Below are 21,399 nucleotides of genomic sequence, written 5' to 3'. Positions count from 1 at the left end.
ATTTACGCTTGTTTGACGGCGATTCAACCAATTTGTTACACCCTTATCGTAAAATGCTCTTTTACCTGTTCACTTCGGAAGAATATAAAACCCCATTGAAAAGTATCGATCGATACCCGAACCTGCGGATGCTCAATTATTTCTTTCCAGGCTTCCTGCATTTCAGCAGACCAGTGGATGTCATCAAAAATAAAGACAGAATCATTGTGAGCAAGAGGTAATAGCTTCTGGAAGTATTCCAGTGTAGCCTGCTTTTGGTGATTGCCGTCGAAATAAATAAGGTCAAATTTCTCTGAAGTTTTCTGTTCGATATTCTTGTTTCGGAGTGTACCAGTTAGATCAGAAACAACATTTTCAATATTATCAATCCTTAAATCAACATTTTTGAGATGAAATTTTTGAAATTGTTGCCGGGCGATTTTCGCAGTTTCTTTGCAACCTTCTATAGTGGTAAGTTTTGTGGAATTGTTTGCTGTAATGGCTGCGGAAGCTATTCCAAGAGAAGTTCCCAGTTCCAGAGCATTCTCGATATTCAGATAATTCACGATCCTGGATAGTAACTTTGCCCGAAATAGGGTAATCCCGGCATTTTTGGCAATGGCATGCACTGGTCTTTGATTGGAACTAAAAACCCTGCTTCCCGCACCAAAATCTTCTACTTCAATAATTTCTCTATTCCGAAGAAGATCATTGCGGTAATCTTTGATCCTTTTATATTCCGAATGTTCCGATGTATCATAAAAACATCTGGTCACCAGCTCATAAACAAAAGGGGAGTGGAGTCCGTGTTGGTTCTGACTTTTTAAAAGAAAATTTATATAGGATTTGAGTTGGAAGAGCATGAAATTGGTTATGGGTTCTCAGTTGTAGGTTAAGTGTTTCATGTTTCTAAATATAGAATTAGGGAATGGAAAGAAATACTATTTCCATTCTCTTTCAACATATTTTATGAATGAATAGATTTTTGCACCCAGAATTTCATAATTGGCTTTGAGTTCTTCTGTCCCTTCAATTTCATAGAGGCGATCAATCATTTCTAATTGGGATAAACACTCGAGCAACGAGGCGTGAGAATAGATTAAATATTTGAGAAAATCCTGCTTATAAGTACGTCGGCCATAGCCTTCAATGATATTATCCTTAATGCTTTTAGAGGATCTCCGAATCTGGCTTCCCTGTTCATAAAGTTCAAATTTCGGAAGTTTTAAAGAAATTGCATGTACTTCCAGAGCATATTCAAATGCCAAATTGTAAATATCCAGATCTTTATAACTTTTCATTTTTATACTTTAACAGATAACAGATAACAGACAACTGACAACAGACAACAGATAAACTACCCCTCCAACTTCTCCATCAATTCAAACCAGCGCATGGTTTTAGTTTCAATTTCGTCTTCAATTTTTTTTAGGTCTTTAGATCTTTCAGCGACCTCTTCAGCGCTAAGTTCTTCCAGGAAGCTTTGCTGAATTTTCTCTTTCTTCTTCTCCAGTTTTGCGATCTCTTTTTCCAGTTTACTGTATTCCTTTTTCTCGTTATAGGTTAGAGAAGCTCCGGAATTACTGGATTTGAATTCCTTTTTGTCCTTAGCTTCAGAAGTCTTTTCTATTTGAACGTTTTCAGCTTTAGGTTTAGAAGCCTGGTATTCTCTGAAGTCGGTGTAGTTTCCGGGGAAATCTGTGATCGCACCGCCACCTTCAAAAACAAAGAGGTGATCGGTAATTTTATCCATAAAATACCGGTCGTGAGACACCACGATGATACATCCGGGGAAATCCATCAGGAAGCTTTCAAGAACATTTAGTGTAAGAACGTCCAGATCATTGGTTGGCTCATCGAGAATCAGGAAATTTGGATTCTGAATAAGAACAGTACATAAGTAAAGACGTTTCTTTTCACCACCACTCAGCTTTTCAACAAAGTCGTATTGCTTTTTTCTGCTGAAAAGGAAACGTTCCAGCAATTGTTCCGCAGAGATCTGTCGGCCCTTTTTAAGTGGAATATAATCTCCAAACTCTTTGATCACTTCGATTACTTTCTGTCCCGGTTTGATCTTAATACCTTTCTGAGTATAGTATCCAAATTTTACGGTTTCACCAATAACGATCTTCCCGGTATCCGGTTCAAGACCTCCCGTAAGCATGTTTAGAAATGTAGATTTCCCGGTACCATTTTTACCTATGATCCCGATTCGTTCACCTTTAAGGAAGTTATAACTGAAGGCTTCCATTAATTGCTTTCCACCGAGTTCCTTGGAAATATTGTGGATCTCCACAATCTTGGTGCCCAGACGTTCCATATTGAGTTCCAGCTGAACCTTATGATCTTGCCGGCGTTGTCCCGCACGATGTTTGATTTCATGGAAATCCTCTATTCGAGATTTGGACTTGGTAGTACGCGCTTTAGGCTGCCGACGCATCCACTCCAGTTCCTTTTTATATAACTGCTGAGCCTTGTCTGTATTGGTAGCTTCCTGTTGATGTCGTTCTTCTTTTTTATCCAGATAATAGGAATAGTTTCCTTTATAGGTATATAATTTGCCATCTTCCAGCTCCACGATTTCGTTGCAAACGCGCTCCAGAAAGTAACGGTCGTGAGTCACCATAAAAATGGTGAAATCCTGCTTTCTGAAATATTCTTCCAGCCATTCGATCATGTCCAGATCCAAGTGGTTGGTAGGTTCATCAAGGATGATAAAGTCAGGTTTTTTAAGAAGCATTCTGGCTAGGGCGAGGCGTTTCTTTTGTCCTCCGGAAAGGTTTTTTACGACAGCCTGTAGATCTTCAAGATTTAACTTGAAAAGTATTTGTTTGAATTCGGTTTCAAAATCCCAGGCATTATTGGCTTCCATGGCATCCATCGCTTTCTGAAGAGCATCAGAGTCTTCAGGATTTTCCATCGCTTTTTCGTATTGAGCTACAACTTTCAGGGTCGGATTCTCACTCGAAAAGATACTTTGCTCGATGGTAAGTTCAGGATCAAGATCAGGTTCCTGGGAAAGAAAAGCAACGCGAATGTCATTACGATAGATCACCTGTCCATCATCTGGGGAATCGGTTCCGGAGAGGATATTTAATAAACTGGTTTTTCCTGTTCCATTCTTGGCAACAAAACCAACTTTCTGATCTTTATTTATTCCGAAGCTAATTTGTTCAAAGAGAACACGTTCGCCATAAGATTTCGCAACATTTTCTACTGAAAGGTAATTCATATTATTGTTATCGGTTCTATGTTGTCCGTTAGAGCCTCAAAAGTACGATAGGCAAATGACAATTGGCTATGGATAGTTGAAAATGGATAATTATTTTGTTGGTTTGATTGTCGTTGCTCATCCTTCGACAAGCTCAGGATGGGAATGAATTTAGCACCAGTATTTTTAACAAGTTAGTTGCAGCATTGAGCCTGTCGAAGTGCGAATTGGTAGTTGCTGCATTTGTTACTCAAAATTGCTCATCCTTCTACACTTTCAGGAAAGCATTATTCGCATTGATAGTTTTATTTCAGTAGTTGCAGCACTGAACCTGGCGAATTCCGGGTTTCTAATGCATTCCGAATACTTCATCCTTGAAGAAGTTTAAATACCAATAACTCCGATTCCAAAACCATAATCCGAGAACTATATACCAGCCACCAAAAATACCTCCATACAATCTCCACAACCGACAACTCACAATTTATAACTCAAAACCCCATCCCCAAACCCCAAACCCCCAACTAAGAATAACAAACAACTGACCACAAACAACAAACACCACACCCTGAATAACCTCCACACACAATGCAAAACGAAAAACAAACCCCAAACTCCGAAACCCACAACCCATAACTCACAACTCACAACCCCCAAACATAATTCCACCCCAAAGTTTCGTTATTTGACCGTAAAAACTATATTTGTTAAAACAATGTGAAGCCTTCTATGCGATTCAAATCTTTTTTGTTTTTATTCGCTGCAATACTAGCCTTAACCTCCTGCGTATCTACCAAGCAGATGTCCTATCTTCAGGAATATGAAGAGGAGTTGGATAGCATCATTCAGGTTCAGCGATTGCGCAAGCCTTACCGTATCCAGACAGGTGATCTTTTAAGTATTCGTGTAAAAGCTCTGGATCAGGATATTGTGGGGATGTTTAATCCTATAGGAAGTGAGAATCCAAATGCAACTACAGAGGAAGCAGTGTATTTTGATGGGTTTACTGTAGATGATCATGGTAATATTAGGGTCCCCACCATGGGAGAGATCAACGTACTGGGTTTTACGGAAAAAGAGGTCCGTGAAAAAATCGAAAAAAAATTATTGGATGAATACTTTCGGCAAGAAGCAAACATATTTGTAACCGTAAAACTTGCCGGAATACGTTATACAACTTTAGGCGAAATAGGTCAGGGTAGTCAAGTTGTTTATAAAGATCAGGTGACAATTATGGAAGCGATTGCGAATGCTGGAGGAATCGATGATTTGGGAGATAGAGAAAATGTGCAGATCATTCGTCAATATCCTCAGGGGGAAGAAGTACATGTAGTAGATGTTACAAACATCGATATCATGAGAAGTCCTTATTATTATATCCAACCCAATGATATGATCGTGGTGAATCCTTTGCCTAGAAAGGCTTTAGGTTTGGGTACCACTGGGCTTGAAGTTTTCAGAACTGTTACAAGTTTAATTACATTGGCAACGTCCATTTATTTCATAGTTACAAGATAATGGCTCACGAAGATGATCACATATCAGATGTAGGCTCCACTTTTGACTTTAAAGGGTTTATTCTTAAGGTTATTAGTTATTGGAAATTAATTCTTTTATCTGTAGGTATAAGTCTGGCGGTGGCCTACTATAATAATGTGCGTAAACTTCCTGTATATCGTTTAGGAAATACTATTTCTATTAAGGACGACCAGAATCCATTCTTCACTTCTAATACCAGTCTCACGTTTAATTGGGGAGGTACCTCAGATAAGGTGAATACTGCCATGACCATTTTGCGATCGCGCTCACATAATGAAGAGGTCGTAGAAAAACTGCAATTTTATATTAACTATCTGGAACAGGGAGAATATCAGCGGGTAGATGCATATGGAAAAACACCATTTAAGGTATATGCAGATACACCCTCTTTTCAGGCCAATAATGTAACCATAGAAATCCAAATGCTGGATGAGGTAAGCTATAATTTGCGAGCCATGGTGCCTTCAAATCTATCGCGTACTAACTATAACACCAAAGAAACTGATTCACGGCTAGTAGAACCCAGGGAATTTAATAGAAATTTTAAAATAGGTGAACCCATAAGCCTGCCTTTCTTTTCTGGTCATTTAGAGCGAACCAACGAATCACTTTCGAAAAATGTTTATTATATAAGTTTTACCCCTTTTGACGGAGCGGTGGGAAGATATAGAGGAGTAAATATTTCACCTGAAGCCCAAGGATCCTCTGTTTTAAATTTAAGCATGACCGGTCTTAATAAGACTCGGATCGTAGACTATCTTAATGGATCAGTCCAGGTTTTAAGCGAAAATATGCTGGAAAGGAAGAATCTATTTGCGACCAAAACCATACGGTTTATTGATAGCAGTCTGGCGGTGCAAGCAGCTGAATTAAAAACTGTCGAAAATGAGCTAAATGATTTTAGGAATACCAATTCTATTCTGGATATATCAGCAGAAAGTAGTGAGCTATCTGGTAAATTAGCTAATCTCGATGTGAGAAAAGAGGAGGTTAGCAGACAATTGGCATATTATAATAACTTGCAGGATTACCTACAAACAAGGACTGATTATTCTAATGTTCCTGCGCCATCGGTAGCAGGGATAAGTGAAGGAAGTATCGCTGGAGGAGTTGCGAAAATTATTGAGTTAGCAGAAGAACGACAAAATTATCAATACACCTTAAAAGAGAACTCACCGATATTTGATGATATTGATCGTCGGATCAATTCAGTGAAATCAATTTTAATTGAAAATATCAGTTCTTCAAAAGGGCTTTTAAGGACAGAACTTAGGGATGTAAATGGAAAGATTGCAAGGTTTGAACAAGAGGTGCGCAAATTACCTCAAGAGGAGCAGGATCTGCTAAAGATCCAAAGAAAATATGCTATTAATGAGCGTACTTATAACATGTTCCTTGAAAAACGCAGTGAAGCTGGTTTAATAAAAGCAGCTAATGTTAGTGATGTACTGGTTATTGACAAAGCAAAAGACACGGGTGGAGGTCAGATTGGACCAAACACTCAACTTAATTATGTGATGGCTGTAATGGTTGGCGGAGTAATACCACTTACTTTCGTATTCTTACTAGTTTTTCTTAACTCTAACATACATAACGCACAGGAGATTACGCGCCTTTCTCCGATTCCAATCTTAGGACTTATAGGTAAAAATAAAATGGAAGGTAATTTAGCGGTTTTTACATCTCCCAAATCCTCCATTGCTGAAAGTTTTAGAGGCTTACGATCCAGTTTGCAATTCATGTATAAGCGTCAGGGGGTAACCGGGGCAAAAACAGTAATGATCACTTCATCTGTTTCAGGAGAGGGAAAAACCTTTTGTGCCATGAACCTGGCAACGGTATTTGCCTTAAGTGAGAAAAAAACAGTTCTGGTTGGTGTTGATCTTAGAAAACCTAAAATTTTTGATGATTTTCAATTGAATAATGATTTGGGAATCGTGAATTATTTAATTGATCAGGCCTCACCACAAGAGATTATACAAAAAAGTAAGATTCCCTATTTAGATGTGATCACTTCGGGACCGGTGCCTCCGAATCCTTCAGAGTTATTACTAACTGAAAAAATGGATGTCCTGATCAATGAGTTGAAAAAGGAATACGATTACATAGTTTTAGATACTCCACCTATAGGAATGGTGGCAGATGCACTTAATCTGGTTAAACATGCTGATGCAACCTTATACATGGTTCGTCAGGATTATACAAAGAGAGGCATGCTGGAAACCATCAATCAAAAATATGCTAAAGGAGAAATAAAGAATATTAGCTTTGTATTGAACCACTTTGTACATAGTGCCAAATATGGTTATGGTTATGGTTATGGTTATGGTTATGGTTACGGATATGGTTATAATCGTTATGCCAAAGGTTATTATGGGGCTGCCCCTTCTCGTATTTCTCAAGTTAAGGATTCATGGAGGAAGTTTTTGCGAAACTTTGAATAGAAGAGAACTAGACTATGCAGAAGGATCGGGAGTGGTTATATGAAATAAGTCCAAAAAGAAAGCTGATAGATCTCAATTTTAAAGAAATATGGCGCTATCGTGACTTATTGATTCTTTTTGTTAAGCGAGATATTGTAACTGTTTATAAACAGACTATTTTTGGACCACTTTGGTACTTTATTCAGCCGCTGTTTACTTCGGTTATTTTCACCCTGGTTTTTAATAATATTGCCAGTATTCCCACAGGGAATGTTCCATCTTTTTTATTCAATTTAACGGGGATCACGGCATGGAACTATTTTAACCAGTGCTTAACTGGTACTTCAAATACTTTTGCGGCCAATGCGGGGATTTTTGGTAAGGTTTATTTCCCACGGGTGATTATGCCTTTGAAAACTGTAATTTCTAATCTCTTTAAATTTGGAATCCAATTGATAATATTGCTTATTTTTTATATTTATTTTCTATTTAGAGGTTATGACTTAAGTCCAAACTTTAATTTACTGTTCTTTCCAGTATATGTGATAATGATGGCATTGTTAGGTCTAGGAGCAGGAATGGTAATTTCGGCCCTCACAACTAAATACAGAGATCTAGGTGTTTTAATTGGTTTTGCTACATCTTTATTAATGTATATCTCGGCTGTACCATATCCCCTTAGTGAAGTCTCTAAAAAAATGCCAGATTGGGCCTGGGTAGTAAAATATAATCCTTTAACCCATATAATTGAAGGATTTAGATTTATGATCCTTGACACAGGTCTTTTTTCCTGGTCTGGTTTCTTTTATACGCTAGGGATTTCTGTTTTTCTATTTTTAGTTGGCCTGGTGATATTTAATAGGACAGAAAAGAATTTTATAGATACTGTATAGTTTCTGATAGTGTGAATAAATTCAAAGTATGGTTTATCATTAATTCTCTGAAGTACCATTCAAGGGTTCATTGTTTAGGAAAATAAATGCGCAGTATTAATCCATTGCCATATATGAAAGCTTGAGGTATTTTCACCTTCCTGATAAGAACGCCATTCTTTTTCAATTTCCTTATGGTCAAACCAATCTGCAACTGAGCAAGATTTAAGTTTTTCAAGATTCCCGGAAACATACTCTTTAAGTTCATTGCCTAGCCATTCTCTTTGTGGGGTTTGTAACGGACGTTTTGGGGCATTACTTATCTTTCTCGTAGTTAATTCCATCAATATTTCTCTAATTAAAAATTTCTGGACCTCCCCTTTAATTTTAAAATTTCGCGGTTGAGCAAAAGCAAATTCAACCAGGCGATAATCTAAAAAAGGTTCACGGAGTTCAGTTGAATATGCCATGGAAACACGATCGTTAAACCTAAGTGCTCTAGGGATTTTTGTATAAAATAAATCTCTATATTGCAGGTTTTGGAGTTTTTCAGCAAAAGGTTCAGGGTATTCCGGTTTTATGCTTTCTTGTAATAATTCCTTTTTCAGCACATTGGATTTAAAGGGTTTTTTTCCACCTATTCCCTGAATATTTACAGAATGTGTATTTAAATAATAATCGTAGCCGGCCCACTGCTCATCCATTCCCTGTCCATCAAGAAGAACTTTTACCCCATCCTTTTTGGCTCGCTTAAAAATTTCAGAGTAAGCCATGGTGGGAATCCCTCCAAAGGGTTCATCCTGAATTTCACTAATAAATTTTGAGGTTTTTCCAACTTCTCTAGCCTCAAATTTAATCGTATTCAGAGGATTATTGGTATAGGAAATCATTTCTTCCACCCAGGGCAATTCATCGTAATTTCGATCTCCCGTATAAAAAGTATAGGCATTAATATTATTTTTTTTCTTGAATTGATTTACAAGTGCTAAAAGAAGAGAACTATCTACGCCACCGCTTAGATTGAAACCCACTGGAACATCGGCTCTAAATCGAAGCGCAATACTCTCTTGAAGCATTTCCAAATAATATTCTTTAGCCTGGTTATATTTAAAATCTTTTGGATTTTCCTTGATCTTTTCCTCAAAGTTGTACCATCTGGAAGTAGAGAGAATTCCTTTAGAATATTCTAGATAGCATCCACCAGGAATTTGGTTTATCTGCTGATAAAATGTTTCATCAGGCATTCCATAAATGCCATATTTAAAGTAATTAGCCCAAACCTTTTTATTTGGAGAATTAATTTTGGTCACAGCAAGTAAACTCTTAATCTCACTGGCGAAGTAAAAAGATTCTTTATCTGAAAAATAATAAAAGGGTTTTACCCCGAATCTATCTCTGGCAGCAAAAAGTGTTTTATTTTTGGTATCCCAAACTGCAAAAGAAAACATTCCATTTAATTTCTGAAGGCAATTTTTCCCCCAATGTATAAATGCAGCCAGTAAAACCTCGGTGTCTGAGAACGTCTGGAATTTATACTCATTTCTCAATTCCTGTCTTAGCTCCTTATAATTATAAATTTCCCCATTGAAAGTGAGATAAAATCTTTTCGAAGAATCACAAAATGGCTGATTAGCGTCTGGGGAAACATCAATTATAGAGAGGCGGTTATGTCCTAATGAAGCAAAACCATTGTCGATATAAATTCCTGTATAGTCTGGACCCCGGTGAGCCTGCTTTCTCAGCACTTTTTTTAAATTTGCTGCCTCAGGTTTCTCTGAAATAATTCCTGCGATACCACACATTACTCAATCCATTTTAAAATTTTTTCTGCCTTTTCCCAGTCTTCAGGCTCATCGATATTTACATAACTACTTCCGGTGGTATCGATAAACGAAATTTTTTTACCATAAAGGGAATTTTGATTTTTTATTACTGAGGTTTTCGTTAAATATATAGAACCGTCTCTATGATAAGCCTTGGGGAGTTTTTGACGTTGTGAAATAATTTCTGACTCGCCGGTCGCAATTTGCAATAGATTGGTTTCATCTGGCTCAAAGGTCCAGTGGGGATTATATTCTACAGGAACCTCTCTAACAGAAATCAGGCAATCGGCCTCTGATTCTTTGAATTTCAGAATAGCTTTATCTATAAGTGATTTTTCGCGAAAAGGAGATGTTACCTGAAGAAAGCAAACTACATCAAAATATTCATTCTTTGCTTCAAAAAAATCGAGCGTATGCTTTATTACATCAAGTGAAAAAATATTGTCACCTGCAAGATTTGATGGACGTTTAAAAGGAACTTCCAGACCTAGCTTTTGGGCGACCTGAATAATATTATCATCATCAGAGCTAAGTATACAACGATCCAGGAATTTGGAAGAACTTACGGAATCAACGGTGTACTCCAGGAGGGGTTTATTTCCCAGAAGTTTGATGTTTTTACCCGGGATACCTTTACTACCTCCACGAGCCGGTATAATTCCTAAGATTTTCAATTTGATTTTTTTAGTGCTTAATGATGATTGAATTAATACGAAATTGTCTTAGAGAAAGACAATTCTACAGTTGCAAGTATCTCCGCGATCATTTTCCCTGAGTTTCCAGAACCATACATTTCTGAAGGCGGATAATGCTTCTTATTGATTCCATCCCTTATTGTTGAAAGAATTTGAAGCTCATTATAGTCCACATCCGTAACATTTTGTGCGCGGTTTCTACGGTTTTGACGATTTCCAATATTTATAACCGGAACTCCTAAATAAGAACATTCCCTAATCCCGGCACTAGAATTTCCAACCAGAACCTTTGCATTTTTCATTAATTTCAGAAAATCTATGGGATTCATATTTTTGAAAAAATGTATATTTTCTGGCTTTTCAAGTTCACGAAAAGATCTAATTCCATTTGAAGTTCCATCAGAACCAGCATCTACATTTGGCCAGAACCAAAAAGCAGGATAACCAGAAGCTTTTACCGCTTTTAAAGTTTCCTGGATGTGTTTTTTTGCCTTTTCATATTCCGTGGTAACCGGATGTTGCATTATCACCATGTAACCATTTGTCCAGGAGAATTCGGCTCCAACCCCACCATATTTTTTAATAGGATCAAAATCAAGCTCAGGATTCTGGGCCACCTGTTTTGCCAGATCTATCGATGGGCAGCCAGTATTAATAACCTTAGAGGGATCTTCCCCTAATTTAATAACCCGTTCCCGGGCATCTTCAGTGCACACCAGATGAAGGTCTGCTAATTTTGTATTGGCATGCCGTACTTTTTCATCAATACTGCCGGTAACTTCCCCTCCCTGGAGATGGACCAGCGGGATATTTTGATAAGCCGCAGCTATAGATGTAGCAATAGTTTCAAATCTATCGGCAATACTAATAACGGCATCAGGTTTAAGGTTGTAAAGAACATTGGTTAACTCCATTACTCCAAGACCAGTGGTTTTTGCCATAGTGGTCGGATTTTCACCCTCCAATACCATAAACACCTTGGCTGAAATTGGGAAGCCATCTTTTTCAATGAAATCGATGGCGTTTCCATACCTATCCAGTAGGGCAGAGCCAGCTATCACCAGTTGAAGTTCAAGGTCAGGATGTTCTTGAATAGCAGTTAGGGCAGTCTTGACGCGACTGTATGAAGGTCGAGCCGTAACTACTACACATATTTTTCGTTTGGGCATATTAGCAATTTGTTATCGCAAAAATTTACTGTAAGCTAATGTAGCAAATAAGTATTGGATTAGAATATATGCAGTAGGCGATGCCTACTTTTTAATATCTTCTTCCGTTAAGAAATCCCACTGCTTTAATTCACGAATCAAACACTTGCCAATAATACTTTGAAATTGGGAAGCAGGAATACCATAACCTTTTGGCTTTTTTGATTCCAGGTCCTCAAAAGCTAATAGATGACCTGCTGGCAGATCTTTATTTACAGCCAAAGATTTCTCAAAAATATCCTTTAAACCTGAAAAAGAGGAGTTGTCATTTTTATTTACTGGATGCTCATTGGCAATTTCTAAATCTCTTATAGAAGACACTAATTGTTTGATCTCATTTATTTCAAGGGAAGAAGAAGCATCTGGGCCAAACATTTCCCGATTAAATACTGCATGAAATTCAAGAATTTCAGCTCCAAATATAGTAGCAGCAATGCTGGTTTCTATTTTTGCAGAATGATCTGAGTATCCTATTGGAACCTGGTATCTTTCTTTCATTTCCCTAATCACGTTAAACCCATAATTCTTAGGGCTGGTAGGGTATGAGGTAGTGCATTGAAGAATAGAAAAATCTACATTTCGTTGGTTTAAAAAATCTACGCTTGTATCAAGCTCTCCAAAAGAGCTCATTCCAGAAGATAAAATAAGGGGTTTACCAGTCCTGCTAATTTTTTCAAGTAATAATAAGTTATTTACTTCACCAGAGCCAATTTTATATCGATGAACATTCAGCTTTTCGAGCAGATCCACTGCAGCAATGCTGAAGGGAGAAGCTATAAATTCAACATCGACTTCCTCACAATGTGCTTTTAAATCCTCCCATTGTTCAAGAGAAAACTCCATACGTTTCCAGTATTCATAACGGCTTTTATCCTGAGAGGAAAATTTAACCCGAAAAGGTTCATGGATGCTACTTTCAGCTTCAGCTATATGAACCTGAAATTTTACAGCGTCTACACCTGTCTTTGCAAGTGCATCAATATAGGAATGCGCTATACCTAAACTTCCCTCATGGGCCTGAGCAATTTCGGCTATCAAAAACATCCTTATTTATTTAGTTTCATTTTAATTTTTGTAAAATTCTTTTTCATTTTAAGTTTCCAACCAAAATGCTGGTCCTTGAAAATAATTGGAGAAAAGTCACCCTTATCTGTATTTGGAATAGATTCCAAAATATTATTGATACGGTCTGTGTGCTTTATATTTTGACCATAAGCTCTGGCATACCAGGTATGGTGTAAGAGGAGATTCCCATCTGGAACATATACTGAGGTTGTAATATCATCTGCGGGAAAGTTTGTGTCGACATTAAGATATAGAAATTTAAATCCTTTCCTTTTTAACCAGAAATAAAAACAGTAATAGGGCTCATATAAACTTGCAGTATCAAATTTCATTGAAAGCTGTGATAGATCATCTTTAAATTCATCTGGAGAGATATATTGATTTTTCTTTATCTCTTTTTTATTGAAAATTTTTTCAATTTCAGAAAAATGCAAAATAGAGAAAAATGTATTGATAGCGTAAGGATTAAAGGGCTTATGCGAAATTATACCGCCTTCTCTCACCCCTGATACCTGAAAATTGTTCTTTTTCATGTATGCAACAAGCTCCAGAGTCTTTTCGGGATTTTTGAAAATCACATCTTCATCTGCCATTATAAGCCAATCTATATCTTTATTTTTTAGTTTTTTAAATATGTAAAAAATACTTGCAAGACCATGCATGCCATTTCTACCATCAATGACGTAGTGATTTATATTCTTTGGAAATAAAGGAGAAGTCTTCGAATATAACTCGAAATTTACTACAGTTGATATAATAGCTATTTTATCATTCATGGAGCTTCTCTGGTAATTGATTGTTAATGAGATAACTTGAAGGTTTAGTATTTTTTCCTTTGTAGATAAAAATCATATTATGATAGAAGTGAATAGATTCAATATTAAGATTCAAATAAGAGGCTTTATAATCTGGTATTATAAGTTCTGCATGATTCAATCCGTCAGTTAGAGATTTAAAAAAGCCCATTATAGTTTCGGGGTTATTTAATTCTAAACTTGAACCACCATACTCCGGCCAGTATGAGGTTTGAATATCTTCTATCACATAAATTCCTTGCTCGTTCAATTTTGGAAATAAGAATTTAAAGGAGGTAATAACATGCTCGTTGATATGGCTGCCATCATCAATTATTATATCCAACTTTCCGATTTCTGAGTATACATGATTTAAGAAATTTAGGTCTATCTGGCTACCTTTAAAAATTTTAATACGTTTTTCCTGAAGTTTCTCTTTGTCATAAATATCTATAGCAAAAATTTTTGCTTTTCTGAAATAGCCTTTCCACATCCTTAGCGAATTTCCACCAGAAATAGGATTCTTATACCCTCCAACTCCTATCTCCAGAAGATTGATCTTCTTTTTGCGCAATGGATGAAAATGCTTTTGATAAACAGGGGTATAGTTATGTTTCTCAAATTTATCAGTCTTAAAGATCTGGCCAATCCTGCTCAAGTCTTTTTTATAAAAATGGGCCCGGACAGCTTCAAGTTTTCTTTTCAGCCTGGTTTTAAATTCTGGTGACAATGATTTTTTAAGATACATTCGTTGAATTACTAGTTAACACCTGAATTTTTTCAGGATTCCAATAGATCCTGGTTTCATTTAGCCCGAGATATTTCTGATATTCTTTACGATTCAGTCTTTTAGAATTAGCAAAGATCCTGGGTAAATGGATCAATAGATCATACAAGGCTAGAATTATAGCTCTTAGAGCTTTAAAATCACCTTTGAAAACCTTCAGCTTTAATTGCATCCATACAGAATAAACTAATTTTCTAGGTATTAAATGTACAGGTAAAAAAAGTATATATAAAAACCATCCTGCTCTTAATGAATAACGGAGTCTGGTTATATAGTCTGCTTCTTTTTTTCTTGCTTTTATATTTACCCGATGCTGTACCAGTACGCTAGGTAAATAATGCACTTCCCAATTTTTTTTAAGCAGGTGATAGGATGCAAAGTCCTCTTCCCCATAAAAATTAAACCAGGCTGGATAATCTGGGATATCTCTCCAGGCCTTCATACGCCAGGCATGTCCGCATCCTACAAAACTTCGAACTCTATGAGGTTCTACTGAAGTAAAGGTGGTTTCTGGCGTATTTTTAGACCAATAGATCCTGAAAGAGGTTACTGCACATTGCTGATGGGTGTTGAAATAGTTTATTATTTGTGATACTGGCTGCTTGCTTAAGAAATTAGAATCGTCATCCAGGGATATGGCAAAGTCAGTTTCAACCATGTTAAGTAACCTGTTACGGCTAAAAATTAATCCCTTACTTTCAATATTGCGTATTAAATTAATTTCTGGATAATTAGCTCCTAAAAAATGAGAGGTCCCATCTTTAGAACCATCATCGCAAATAATGACAGGTACTTTCTTCCGAAACAATTGATCTAATAAACTTAAACTTCGCTTAAGTTCATGTAAACGATCCTTTGTAGTAATAAGAATTGTGACCCGTGTATCCTGCATTCTAAATTACCATTTTTAAAATAATATCCTTTAATCTGTTACTGGAAAAATAATTTAATAGATCGGGCCTGTTTAATTTTAAATCTACAGGATCTTTCAACCATATATTATAAAGTTTTTGGAGTAACTCTACAGTCTTTTCAATATTGTTAGCTTCGGTTTTGAAAGGGTATTCTACTCCTAAAAGCCTGTTTACTTCACTTTTTTGCGGTCCAAGGAAAAGGATCGTTTTATTCGCTTTGAGACAATGAGGGAATTTACCAGGTAAAAATGGGCTATCATTGGCTTCAGATTCTAGAATAATATTTACACTTACTTTTTTTTGAAGTCTTAATACAATATCAAATTTTACATTTCCATCACTTATATACAGTGAATCAACTTGATCTTCCAGTTCTTGAAGTCTTTTCGTATAATAATCTGCATTACCTAACAAGATTAATTGGGATTTCTGTGCGGCTTCAGGGTTTTGCTTTAAAAATTTTTGATAGGATATTAATAATGGAAGAGGAGAGCGTTGTTTCATTAGATTCCCTGCATGGAGTAATGAGAACTTTTTTGGATCAAAAAAATCTGGTAGCGTGCCTTCAGAAAATTCTTTTTTAGCTAACTGATGCGGAATAATTATACTTTTCTTTTCAAAATAGGGATATTTTCTTGTCATCCATTCCTTTAAAAATAAACTAGGAAAAGCAGCCCACTTACACTTACTGGAAACTTCAGAAAAAAAAGAAATCTTTTCTTTAAATCCTGGTTCAGACCATTGATAAGGTTCGGGATAATAATGGAATGGATAGGGATCATGTATATAGGCCAGCCATTTTGCATGTAATTCAGGTAATTTGAGCAATGCATGATGAGGTCTAAAACTAGCCCCTTTACTTAAGCTAAGGACCAAATCCGGTTCAAATTCACAATTCTTTATACTTTCTGCAATACTTTTGCTATCATTAAAAAAAGTGAATGAAAAGCCAAACGTATTTTCTAGCGGTTTATTGATGATAATCTTAAGATCATTTTGTATACGTCTTTGCGATCTGCTTAGGAAATACAGATAATTCCATTTCTTTTCTTTGATTGCAACGCACTTTATTCCGGGTAAAAAGATCTCTTTTCTGGTATAATGAAGTACTAATAATTCAAAACCTTCTTTATGTAGATTTTCTATTAGCGCAACATTAGCTTTTGAGCCACTGCTATCTTCAACATCTATTGATTCTACTACTACAAGAATTTTTATTTGGTTAGCCAATTTCAAAGTATCAAAGATTTAAGAAAGATTATATGCCTTATACTTTAGGATTAAGATTTTTTCTTATATGATTTATAATTCTTCCTGCAGCTTTTCCATCACCATAGGGATTTTTTAGAATATCCAGATTTTCCGGATTAGTGAGTAATTTTATTGCTTCTTTAAGTATAGTCTTTTTATTTGTACCTACTAATTTGGAAAAGCCCTGATCTAAACCTTCTAAGCGTTCAGAATGATTACGGGTAACTAATATCTTTTTATTAAAACTAGGCGCTTCCTCTTGGATGCCACCTGAATCTGAAATAATAAATGCCGCCTTATCCAGTAGCCAAAGCATGGTAGGATAAGAAACCGGATTTATTAAATAAATATTGGGTTGTTCTTTTAGTAAATTATATACGGTCTCTTGAACATGCGGGTTAAAATGAACAGGGTAAACTATGTTTATATTATCAAATTGAGATAATTCTATAAGTGCTTCACATATACTAGCTAATCCTTGAGCAAAGCTTTCCCGCCGATGTCCCGTTACCAAAATTAGTCTCTTATCTAGGTTTAATTTGGACTCTAAAGAAAGAATTTCCTTATTCATCTTAGATTTAGAAACTATATCTTTAGCCAAATCCAATGCATCTACAATGGTATTTCCCGTGACTACTATTTTCTCTTCCGGGATTTTTTCATTTAGAAGATTTGATTTTGCTTTGGTAGTAGGAGCAAAATGAAAATGAGCCAATCTCGCTGTGATTTGGCGGTTTACTTCTTCGGGGAAAGGAGATTCCATGTTATAAGTTCTAAGACCGGCTTCAATATGTGCTACTTTTATTCCTTTATGAAAAGCGACCATGGCACTTATCGAGGATGTAGTGGTGTCTCCATGTACTAAAACAACATCTGGCTGTTCATTTTGCAAAATCGTATCCAAACGCTCTAAAAGTCTAGCGCTTAATTGATTTAGATGTTGGTTGGGTTGCATCAAATCGAGATCATAATCTGGTACAATATCAAAAAAATTAAGCACTTGATCTAACATTTGCCGGTGTTGAGCGGTATTACAGATTACTACAGATAATCCCTGTTTTTTTATTTCCAGGATTACAGGGATCATCTTGATGGCTTCCGGTCGTGTACCAAAGACTACAAATATTTTCAATATTTCTCTATTTTAAATATTTCTTGTATAAGGGATATATTTTTTTATAAATATAATATCTCAGCATGTAGTACCTGCTTAATTTTAAATTAATATCATGCTCTTTAAAAAAAAATGAATGCTTTTCTAAAACTTCTTTATCTGAGTGCCAGAATCCGAAAAAAACTCTTTGTAACTTCATGTTAAAGAAAGATTTGGACTCTATCTTTTTCGCTTTTAAGTGAGCATGCATCAAACGAAGACTATAAATTAAGGAGTAGAGTCTTTCCGAATTTTTCTCACTACTAATTCTTTTTGCTTCATGGGAGCGATAAAGCACATAGCAGTTTTTTACATTAATTATTTTATTTGAAGCGAGAATAACCCGCGTAAAATATTCCGCGTCCTGGTTGATTCTTAATTTGGTATTCCATTCTCCAGCCTCTATTGCTATTTTTTTCGGTGTTAAATATGCTAATGGTGGGATAAAGCTTCTGGTCTTTGTCATCTTTGAGAAAAAACCTTCACAATCTGTAAATTCTATTCCATCAAGAATATCATTAAGTTCCAGGGTTTTTCCATGCCAGAACAAATCCCAGGCACAGGTTGCTACTAGATTTTTGTCTGAATTTTCCAGTGCCATGACCTGTAATTCCAGTTTGTTTGGTCCTAAAAGATCGTCATCATCCAGCCATTGAATGTATTCTCCTTTAGATAGAGATAAACCATAATTTCTAGCGCCACAAGCGCCTTTAGGATATAAATCAGGCCTTAAATGATACAGGATTCTTGGGTCTTTCCTGGCGAAATCTTTTACAATTTCAGCCGTCCTATCTGTACTTCCATCATCGATCACCAGGCATTCCCAAGTTTGATAGGTTTGAGCAGTTACAGAATTCAGGGTTTCAAGAATGAGGTTCTCTCTATTATATGCAGGTAAAATGATTGAAACCATTGGAAACATATATTCAATATTTGAGTAATTTTAATATGACTTTCCGAAGTAAAACATGAAATTTTTTGGCTAATAGAAATCTATAGTAAAACCTCCTGTCCAGATCTTTTAAATCTTTACCAATTTGCTCAATATAGACGGATGTAAATCTATATAGTAAATAATTTCTTGCAAAGAAGAATAATGTAACCTTAGTATGTAGATTATGTTTATTTAAAAATTCAAAAACCTTAACACCAGTAATCGCTGAAGCTTTTCTTCGGGAAAAATCAATGTCTTCACGTTCAGTAATTGATTCAAGATGTTTTCTTCGGTAAAATAAAACCTTATTTTCCATTTCATAAGTCGGTCTATTTGATAAGAATTGCATTGAAAATAAGACCCATTCTTCCGCATAAAATAATTCTTCATCAAAAGCGAATTTTTTTGCGTAGCTCCATCTGAATAAGGGAACCTGCGCTACAAATTTTATTGTTCCGATTAAATAAGCTTCACCTAATAATAAATTTTTCGGATTATTTTTTTGCTGAATTTCTGTAAAATTTATTTCAGATTTATTCTTGAAATTTTTGGCCCCACAGAGAGAAAATTGAGCTTTTAAATTTTTTTTTAATGCCTTAGTCTGAATTTCAAGTTTAAGAGGATGCATAAGATCATCATCATCAAAAAATTGAATAAATTCAGAAGGGTTTCTTTTAGCTAAATCTAAGCCGAAATTTCGGGTTGCAGAAAGACCTTTAGCATATTCTATTGGTTTTAAAAAGTATCCAAAGCGATCATCTTTTCGACAAAATTCCTCAACTACTTTTCTCGTGTGATCTGTTGAGTGATCATCGATAATATAACATTTAAAATTAGTGAATGTTTGGTTTTGGATAGATAATAAAGTTTCTTCAATAAGATGCGCTCTATTAAATGTGGCTAAGAGTATTGTGACTTGGGCTTTTATTGCCATAACCTTTTTATGAATCTGATTGGGGCTAGTATTTTAGTTCCTACTTTGTATTCTATTCTTTCTTTATTTTTTATCTTTTCCTTCTCCTCTAATGCAATTTTACTGATAAAAAAATCAATCATAGATTCATAATTGTTTTTATAGAGCTCAGAATGTTTTCTAAAAATATAAGCCCAAAGTTCATATTTTATTTTATTAGCGCTTTTGCGCATTGATTGTTCTTTCTGTCGATAATGAAATAGAGGTTCTTTTATTACATATGCTTTTCCAGAGTTCGAAAGTAATCTTATATAAAATTCCCAATCTTCGAAACCTTTTCTCATATTTTCATCATAACCTTCAATTTGTTGCCAATCTAATTTGGTGAAAAGAGAATTGCCTATTGCAGCATTAAAGAATAAAAAATTCTCAATGCCACCGCCTTTTGGTTTAAATATGTCGATTACCCCTTTCCGATCAAAACGTTTAGCGTAGCATGTAATAACCTTATATTCACTTTTGTTCTCTAAGAAAATTTTTACTGCCTTCTCGCAAAAACTAGGTGAAAAAAAATCATCTGAATCTAAAACAACAATAAACTTTCCATTGGCGGCGCTAATTCCAATATTTCGTGCTGCACTTAGCCCACGATTTGGTTGAGTTATTATTTTATTTACTTTAAGTTTTAAAGAATTTAGAACAGCTTTGGTTTCTTTATTAGAACCATCATCTACTATAATAACTTCTTTATTTTTATAGGTCTGGTCAATAGCGGATTGAACTGCCTCAATAATAAAAACTGGATCGTTGTAGCAAGGGATTATAATAGAAACCATCATATTAAATTATTTGTTACCAACTTTAGTTTCTATGAAATAAGATAACTTTCTCAATATCTTAAGACGTCTCAGGAAGGTTGTGTTTATTTTCCTTTTCATAAATAACAGGATTGCTTGCTTTTGAGAAATAAAATTTTCCTGCAAAAGAAACTTTTCAATTTTCCTAATTTCACAATTATATCGTTTCGGATTTATGTACATGAACCTGAATAAAACAAATAAGATAAATTTTTTGAAATATTGATTATAATTTTTTATCTCGTACCTTAAAATTTTTTCAAATATTATTAAAAAACTATAAACTACATTATCTATATGATTAGTTGAACTCGTTCTTTTACAATTTAACCTGTAAAAATTATCGATTTCAAAAATCCGTTTTCCATTTAAATTTTCACTAAGTAATACTCGAATATGAAAATCTACATCCTGTAATCTACTAAGGTTTTCATCAAAGGAATAATAATCTAATACGTTTCTTCTCCAAAAAACACTTCCAGTTTGCCACGGAATTTGATAGCTTAAGAATAATTTGAGATAAGAATCTTTTGATAAATTTTTTGGGTCAATATTAAAAATTTCTCGTTCTCTAGAACCATTAGCTTGCATCTTACCCGTAGATTTTATCAAATAGTCGGCTTCATAATTTAATTGACATTGAAAAACCCGATCATTTAAACAATTAGGAGTGATTATGTCATCAGAATCTAAAAACTGAATAAATGCCCCTTTACTTTGGTTAAAGCCAAAATTTCTACATGCATTAGCTCCTTTGGGACGTTGCTTTGGCCTATGGTAAAACTTTATTCTTGGATCTTTTAAATAGAATTCCATCAATTCCTCCGTATAGTCATTTGAACCATCATCAACAACAATACATTCCCAATTTCCATATGTTTGTACTAGAACAGAATCCAGAGTTTCACCCAGCAAATGAGCCCGGTTATAGGTTGGGATAACTATGGATACTAAACTTGACACTGAATTTTATAATTAAAA

19 protein-coding genes are annotated in these 21,399 nt (G+C 35.3%); 3 read left to right on the top strand and 16 right to left on the bottom strand.

The features are described from left to right. Positions 1–35: 35 nt before the first annotated feature. From ACSHZO_RS10200 to ACSHZO_RS10190, 3 genes are all read right to left on the bottom strand, one after another. Positions 36–842, bottom strand: a complete 807-nt coding sequence (locus tag ACSHZO_RS10200) for an O-methyltransferase (RefSeq protein WP_298247553.1) — start codon at positions 840–842, stop codon at positions 36–38. A gap of 78 nt (positions 843–920) precedes the next feature. Continuing rightward, positions 921–1,280 carry a four helix bundle protein gene (locus ACSHZO_RS10195; protein ID WP_298247552.1) on the bottom strand — a complete coding sequence of 120 codons (360 nt, stop codon included), beginning with the start codon at positions 1,278–1,280 and terminating at the stop codon, positions 921–923. Positions 1,281–1,336: 56 nt separating this feature from the next. After that, a complete protein-coding gene (locus ACSHZO_RS10190) occupies positions 1,337–3,211 on the bottom strand; it encodes an ABC-F family ATP-binding cassette domain-containing protein (protein WP_298247551.1) in 1,875 nt (624 codons plus the stop codon). Positions 3,212–3,919: 708 nt separating this feature from the next. Between ACSHZO_RS10190 and ACSHZO_RS10185 the strand changes: the two genes are divergently transcribed. The 3 genes from ACSHZO_RS10185 to ACSHZO_RS10175 are packed head-to-tail and all read left to right on the top strand — an operon-like array spanning position 3,920 to position 8,045. Then, a complete protein-coding gene (locus ACSHZO_RS10185) occupies positions 3,920–4,708 on the top strand; it encodes a polysaccharide biosynthesis/export family protein (protein WP_298247550.1) in 789 nt (262 codons plus the stop codon). Continuing rightward, a complete protein-coding gene (locus ACSHZO_RS10180; protein ID WP_298247549.1) occupies positions 4,708–7,173 on the top strand; it encodes a GumC family protein in 2,466 nt (821 codons plus the stop codon). Before ACSHZO_RS10185 ends, ACSHZO_RS10180 begins: the two co-directional genes overlap by 1 nt. Positions 7,174–7,187: 14 nt before the next feature. Continuing rightward, the gene (locus ACSHZO_RS10175; protein WP_298247548.1) at positions 7,188–8,045 is read left to right on the top strand and encodes an ABC transporter permease; all 858 of its coding nucleotides are present in this window, start codon (positions 7,188–7,190) and stop codon (positions 8,043–8,045) included. A 74-nt stretch (positions 8,046–8,119) separates the two neighbouring features. Here the strand turns inward: ACSHZO_RS10175 and asnB are convergent, their stop codons facing one another. The 13 genes from asnB to ACSHZO_RS10110 form a co-directional block, all read right to left on the bottom strand. After that, on the bottom strand, positions 8,120–9,826 hold the full coding sequence (asnB, locus tag ACSHZO_RS10170; protein ID WP_298247547.1) for an asparagine synthase (glutamine-hydrolyzing): 1,707 nt from the start codon (positions 9,824–9,826) through the stop codon (positions 8,120–8,122). Beyond that, positions 9,826–10,521 carry a cytidylyltransferase domain-containing protein gene (locus ACSHZO_RS10165; protein ID WP_298247546.1) on the bottom strand — a complete coding sequence of 232 codons (696 nt, stop codon included), beginning with the start codon at positions 10,519–10,521 and terminating at the stop codon, positions 9,826–9,828. The genes asnB and ACSHZO_RS10165 overlap by 1 nt, the downstream gene beginning before the upstream one ends. Before the next feature lie 32 nt (positions 10,522–10,553). Next, positions 10,554–11,711 (bottom strand): UDP-N-acetylglucosamine 2-epimerase, encoded by a 1,158-nt coding sequence (gene neuC / locus ACSHZO_RS10160; RefSeq protein ID WP_298247545.1) that lies wholly within the window; start codon positions 11,709–11,711, stop codon positions 10,554–10,556. 84 nt (positions 11,712–11,795) lie between these two features. Further along, the gene (locus ACSHZO_RS10155; protein WP_298247544.1) at positions 11,796–12,794 is read right to left on the bottom strand and encodes an N-acetylneuraminate synthase family protein; all 999 of its coding nucleotides are present in this window, start codon (positions 12,792–12,794) and stop codon (positions 11,796–11,798) included. Between the two features lie 2 nt (positions 12,795–12,796). Continuing rightward, a complete protein-coding gene (locus ACSHZO_RS10150) occupies positions 12,797–13,591 on the bottom strand; it encodes a hypothetical protein (RefSeq protein ID WP_298247543.1) in 795 nt (264 codons plus the stop codon). After that, positions 13,584–14,357 (bottom strand): class I SAM-dependent methyltransferase, encoded by a 774-nt coding sequence (locus ACSHZO_RS10145; protein ID WP_298247542.1) that lies wholly within the window; start codon positions 14,355–14,357, stop codon positions 13,584–13,586. Before ACSHZO_RS10145 ends, ACSHZO_RS10150 begins: the two co-directional genes overlap by 8 nt. Continuing rightward, entirely contained in the window at positions 14,347–15,288 is a 942-nt protein-coding gene (locus tag ACSHZO_RS10140) for a glycosyltransferase family 2 protein (protein ID WP_298247541.1), read from the bottom strand. Before ACSHZO_RS10140 ends, ACSHZO_RS10145 begins: the two co-directional genes overlap by 11 nt. Before the next feature lies 1 nt (position 15,289). Beyond that, positions 15,290–16,546: a UDP-glycosyltransferase gene (locus tag ACSHZO_RS10135; protein ID WP_298247540.1), complete on the bottom strand. Its 1,257-nt coding sequence runs from the start codon at positions 16,544–16,546 to the stop codon at positions 15,290–15,292. Positions 16,547–16,577: 31 nt separating this feature from the next. Further along, the gene (gene wecB / locus ACSHZO_RS10130) at positions 16,578–17,693 is read right to left on the bottom strand and encodes a non-hydrolyzing UDP-N-acetylglucosamine 2-epimerase (protein WP_366941472.1); all 1,116 of its coding nucleotides are present in this window, start codon (positions 17,691–17,693) and stop codon (positions 16,578–16,580) included. Positions 17,694–17,700: 7 nt separating this feature from the next. Next, positions 17,701–18,636: a glycosyltransferase family 2 protein gene (locus tag ACSHZO_RS10125; protein WP_298247539.1), complete on the bottom strand. Its 936-nt coding sequence runs from the start codon at positions 18,634–18,636 to the stop codon at positions 17,701–17,703. A gap of 4 nt (positions 18,637–18,640) precedes the next feature. Then, on the bottom strand, positions 18,641–19,582 hold the full coding sequence (locus ACSHZO_RS10120; protein ID WP_298247538.1) for a glycosyltransferase family 2 protein: 942 nt from the start codon (positions 19,580–19,582) through the stop codon (positions 18,641–18,643). Beyond that, positions 19,573–20,400 carry a glycosyltransferase family 2 protein gene (locus tag ACSHZO_RS10115; RefSeq protein WP_298247537.1) on the bottom strand — a complete coding sequence of 276 codons (828 nt, stop codon included), beginning with the start codon at positions 20,398–20,400 and terminating at the stop codon, positions 19,573–19,575. The genes ACSHZO_RS10120 and ACSHZO_RS10115 overlap by 10 nt, the downstream gene beginning before the upstream one ends. A gap of 6 nt (positions 20,401–20,406) precedes the next feature. Then, positions 20,407–21,381, bottom strand: coding sequence for a glycosyltransferase family 2 protein (locus ACSHZO_RS10110; RefSeq protein WP_298247536.1), 975 nt, complete (start codon positions 21,379–21,381; stop codon positions 20,407–20,409). Positions 21,382–21,399: the final 18 nt, after the last annotated feature.

Source organism: Christiangramia sp. 3-2217-3z (assembly GCF_051195275.1).
GTDB classification, from domain to species: domain Bacteria; phylum Bacteroidota; class Bacteroidia; order Flavobacteriales; family Flavobacteriaceae; genus Christiangramia; species Christiangramia marina.
Note: the sequence above shows the minus strand (reverse complement) of the source record. Positions and strands in the feature narration are given on the sequence as shown.

What these genes read in the sequence shown, in the direction of transcription:
- ACSHZO_RS10200 (WP_298247553.1), bottom strand. Translation starts at nt 842, where the DNA reads ATGCTCTTCCAACTCAAATCCTATATAAATTTTCTTTTAAAAAGTCAG.
- ACSHZO_RS10195 (WP_298247552.1), bottom strand. Translation starts at nt 1,280, where the DNA reads ATGAAAAGTTATAAAGATCTGGATATTTACAATTTGGCATTTGAATAT.
- ACSHZO_RS10190 (WP_298247551.1), bottom strand. Translation starts at nt 3,211, where the DNA reads ATGAATTACCTTTCAGTAGAAAATGTTGCGAAATCTTATGGCGAACGT.
- ACSHZO_RS10185 (WP_298247550.1), top strand. Translation starts at nt 3,920, where the DNA reads ATGCGATTCAAATCTTTTTTGTTTTTATTCGCTGCAATACTAGCCTTA.
- ACSHZO_RS10180 (WP_298247549.1), top strand. Translation starts at nt 4,708, where the DNA reads ATGGCTCACGAAGATGATCACATATCAGATGTAGGCTCCACTTTTGAC.
- ACSHZO_RS10175 (WP_298247548.1), top strand. Translation starts at nt 7,188, where the DNA reads ATGCAGAAGGATCGGGAGTGGTTATATGAAATAAGTCCAAAAAGAAAG.
- asnB (WP_298247547.1), bottom strand. Translation starts at nt 9,826, where the DNA reads ATGTGTGGTATCGCAGGAATTATTTCAGAGAAACCTGAGGCAGCAAAT.
- neuC (WP_298247545.1), bottom strand. Translation starts at nt 11,711, where the DNA reads ATGCCCAAACGAAAAATATGTGTAGTAGTTACGGCTCGACCTTCATAC.
- ACSHZO_RS10155 (WP_298247544.1), bottom strand. Translation starts at nt 12,794, where the DNA reads ATGTTTTTGATAGCCGAAATTGCTCAGGCCCATGAGGGAAGTTTAGGT.
- ACSHZO_RS10150 (WP_298247543.1), bottom strand. Translation starts at nt 13,591, where the DNA reads ATGAATGATAAAATAGCTATTATATCAACTGTAGTAAATTTCGAGTTA.
- ACSHZO_RS10145 (WP_298247542.1), bottom strand. Translation starts at nt 14,357, where the DNA reads ATGTATCTTAAAAAATCATTGTCACCAGAATTTAAAACCAGGCTGAAA.
- ACSHZO_RS10140 (WP_298247541.1), bottom strand. Translation starts at nt 15,288, where the DNA reads ATGCAGGATACACGGGTCACAATTCTTATTACTACAAAGGATCGTTTA.
- ACSHZO_RS10125 (WP_298247539.1), bottom strand. Translation starts at nt 18,636, where the DNA reads ATGTTTCCAATGGTTTCAATCATTTTACCTGCATATAATAGAGAGAAC.
- ACSHZO_RS10120 (WP_298247538.1), bottom strand. Translation starts at nt 19,582, where the DNA reads ATGGCAATAAAAGCCCAAGTCACAATACTCTTAGCCACATTTAATAGA.
- ACSHZO_RS10115 (WP_298247537.1), bottom strand. Translation starts at nt 20,400, where the DNA reads ATGATGGTTTCTATTATAATCCCTTGCTACAACGATCCAGTTTTTATT.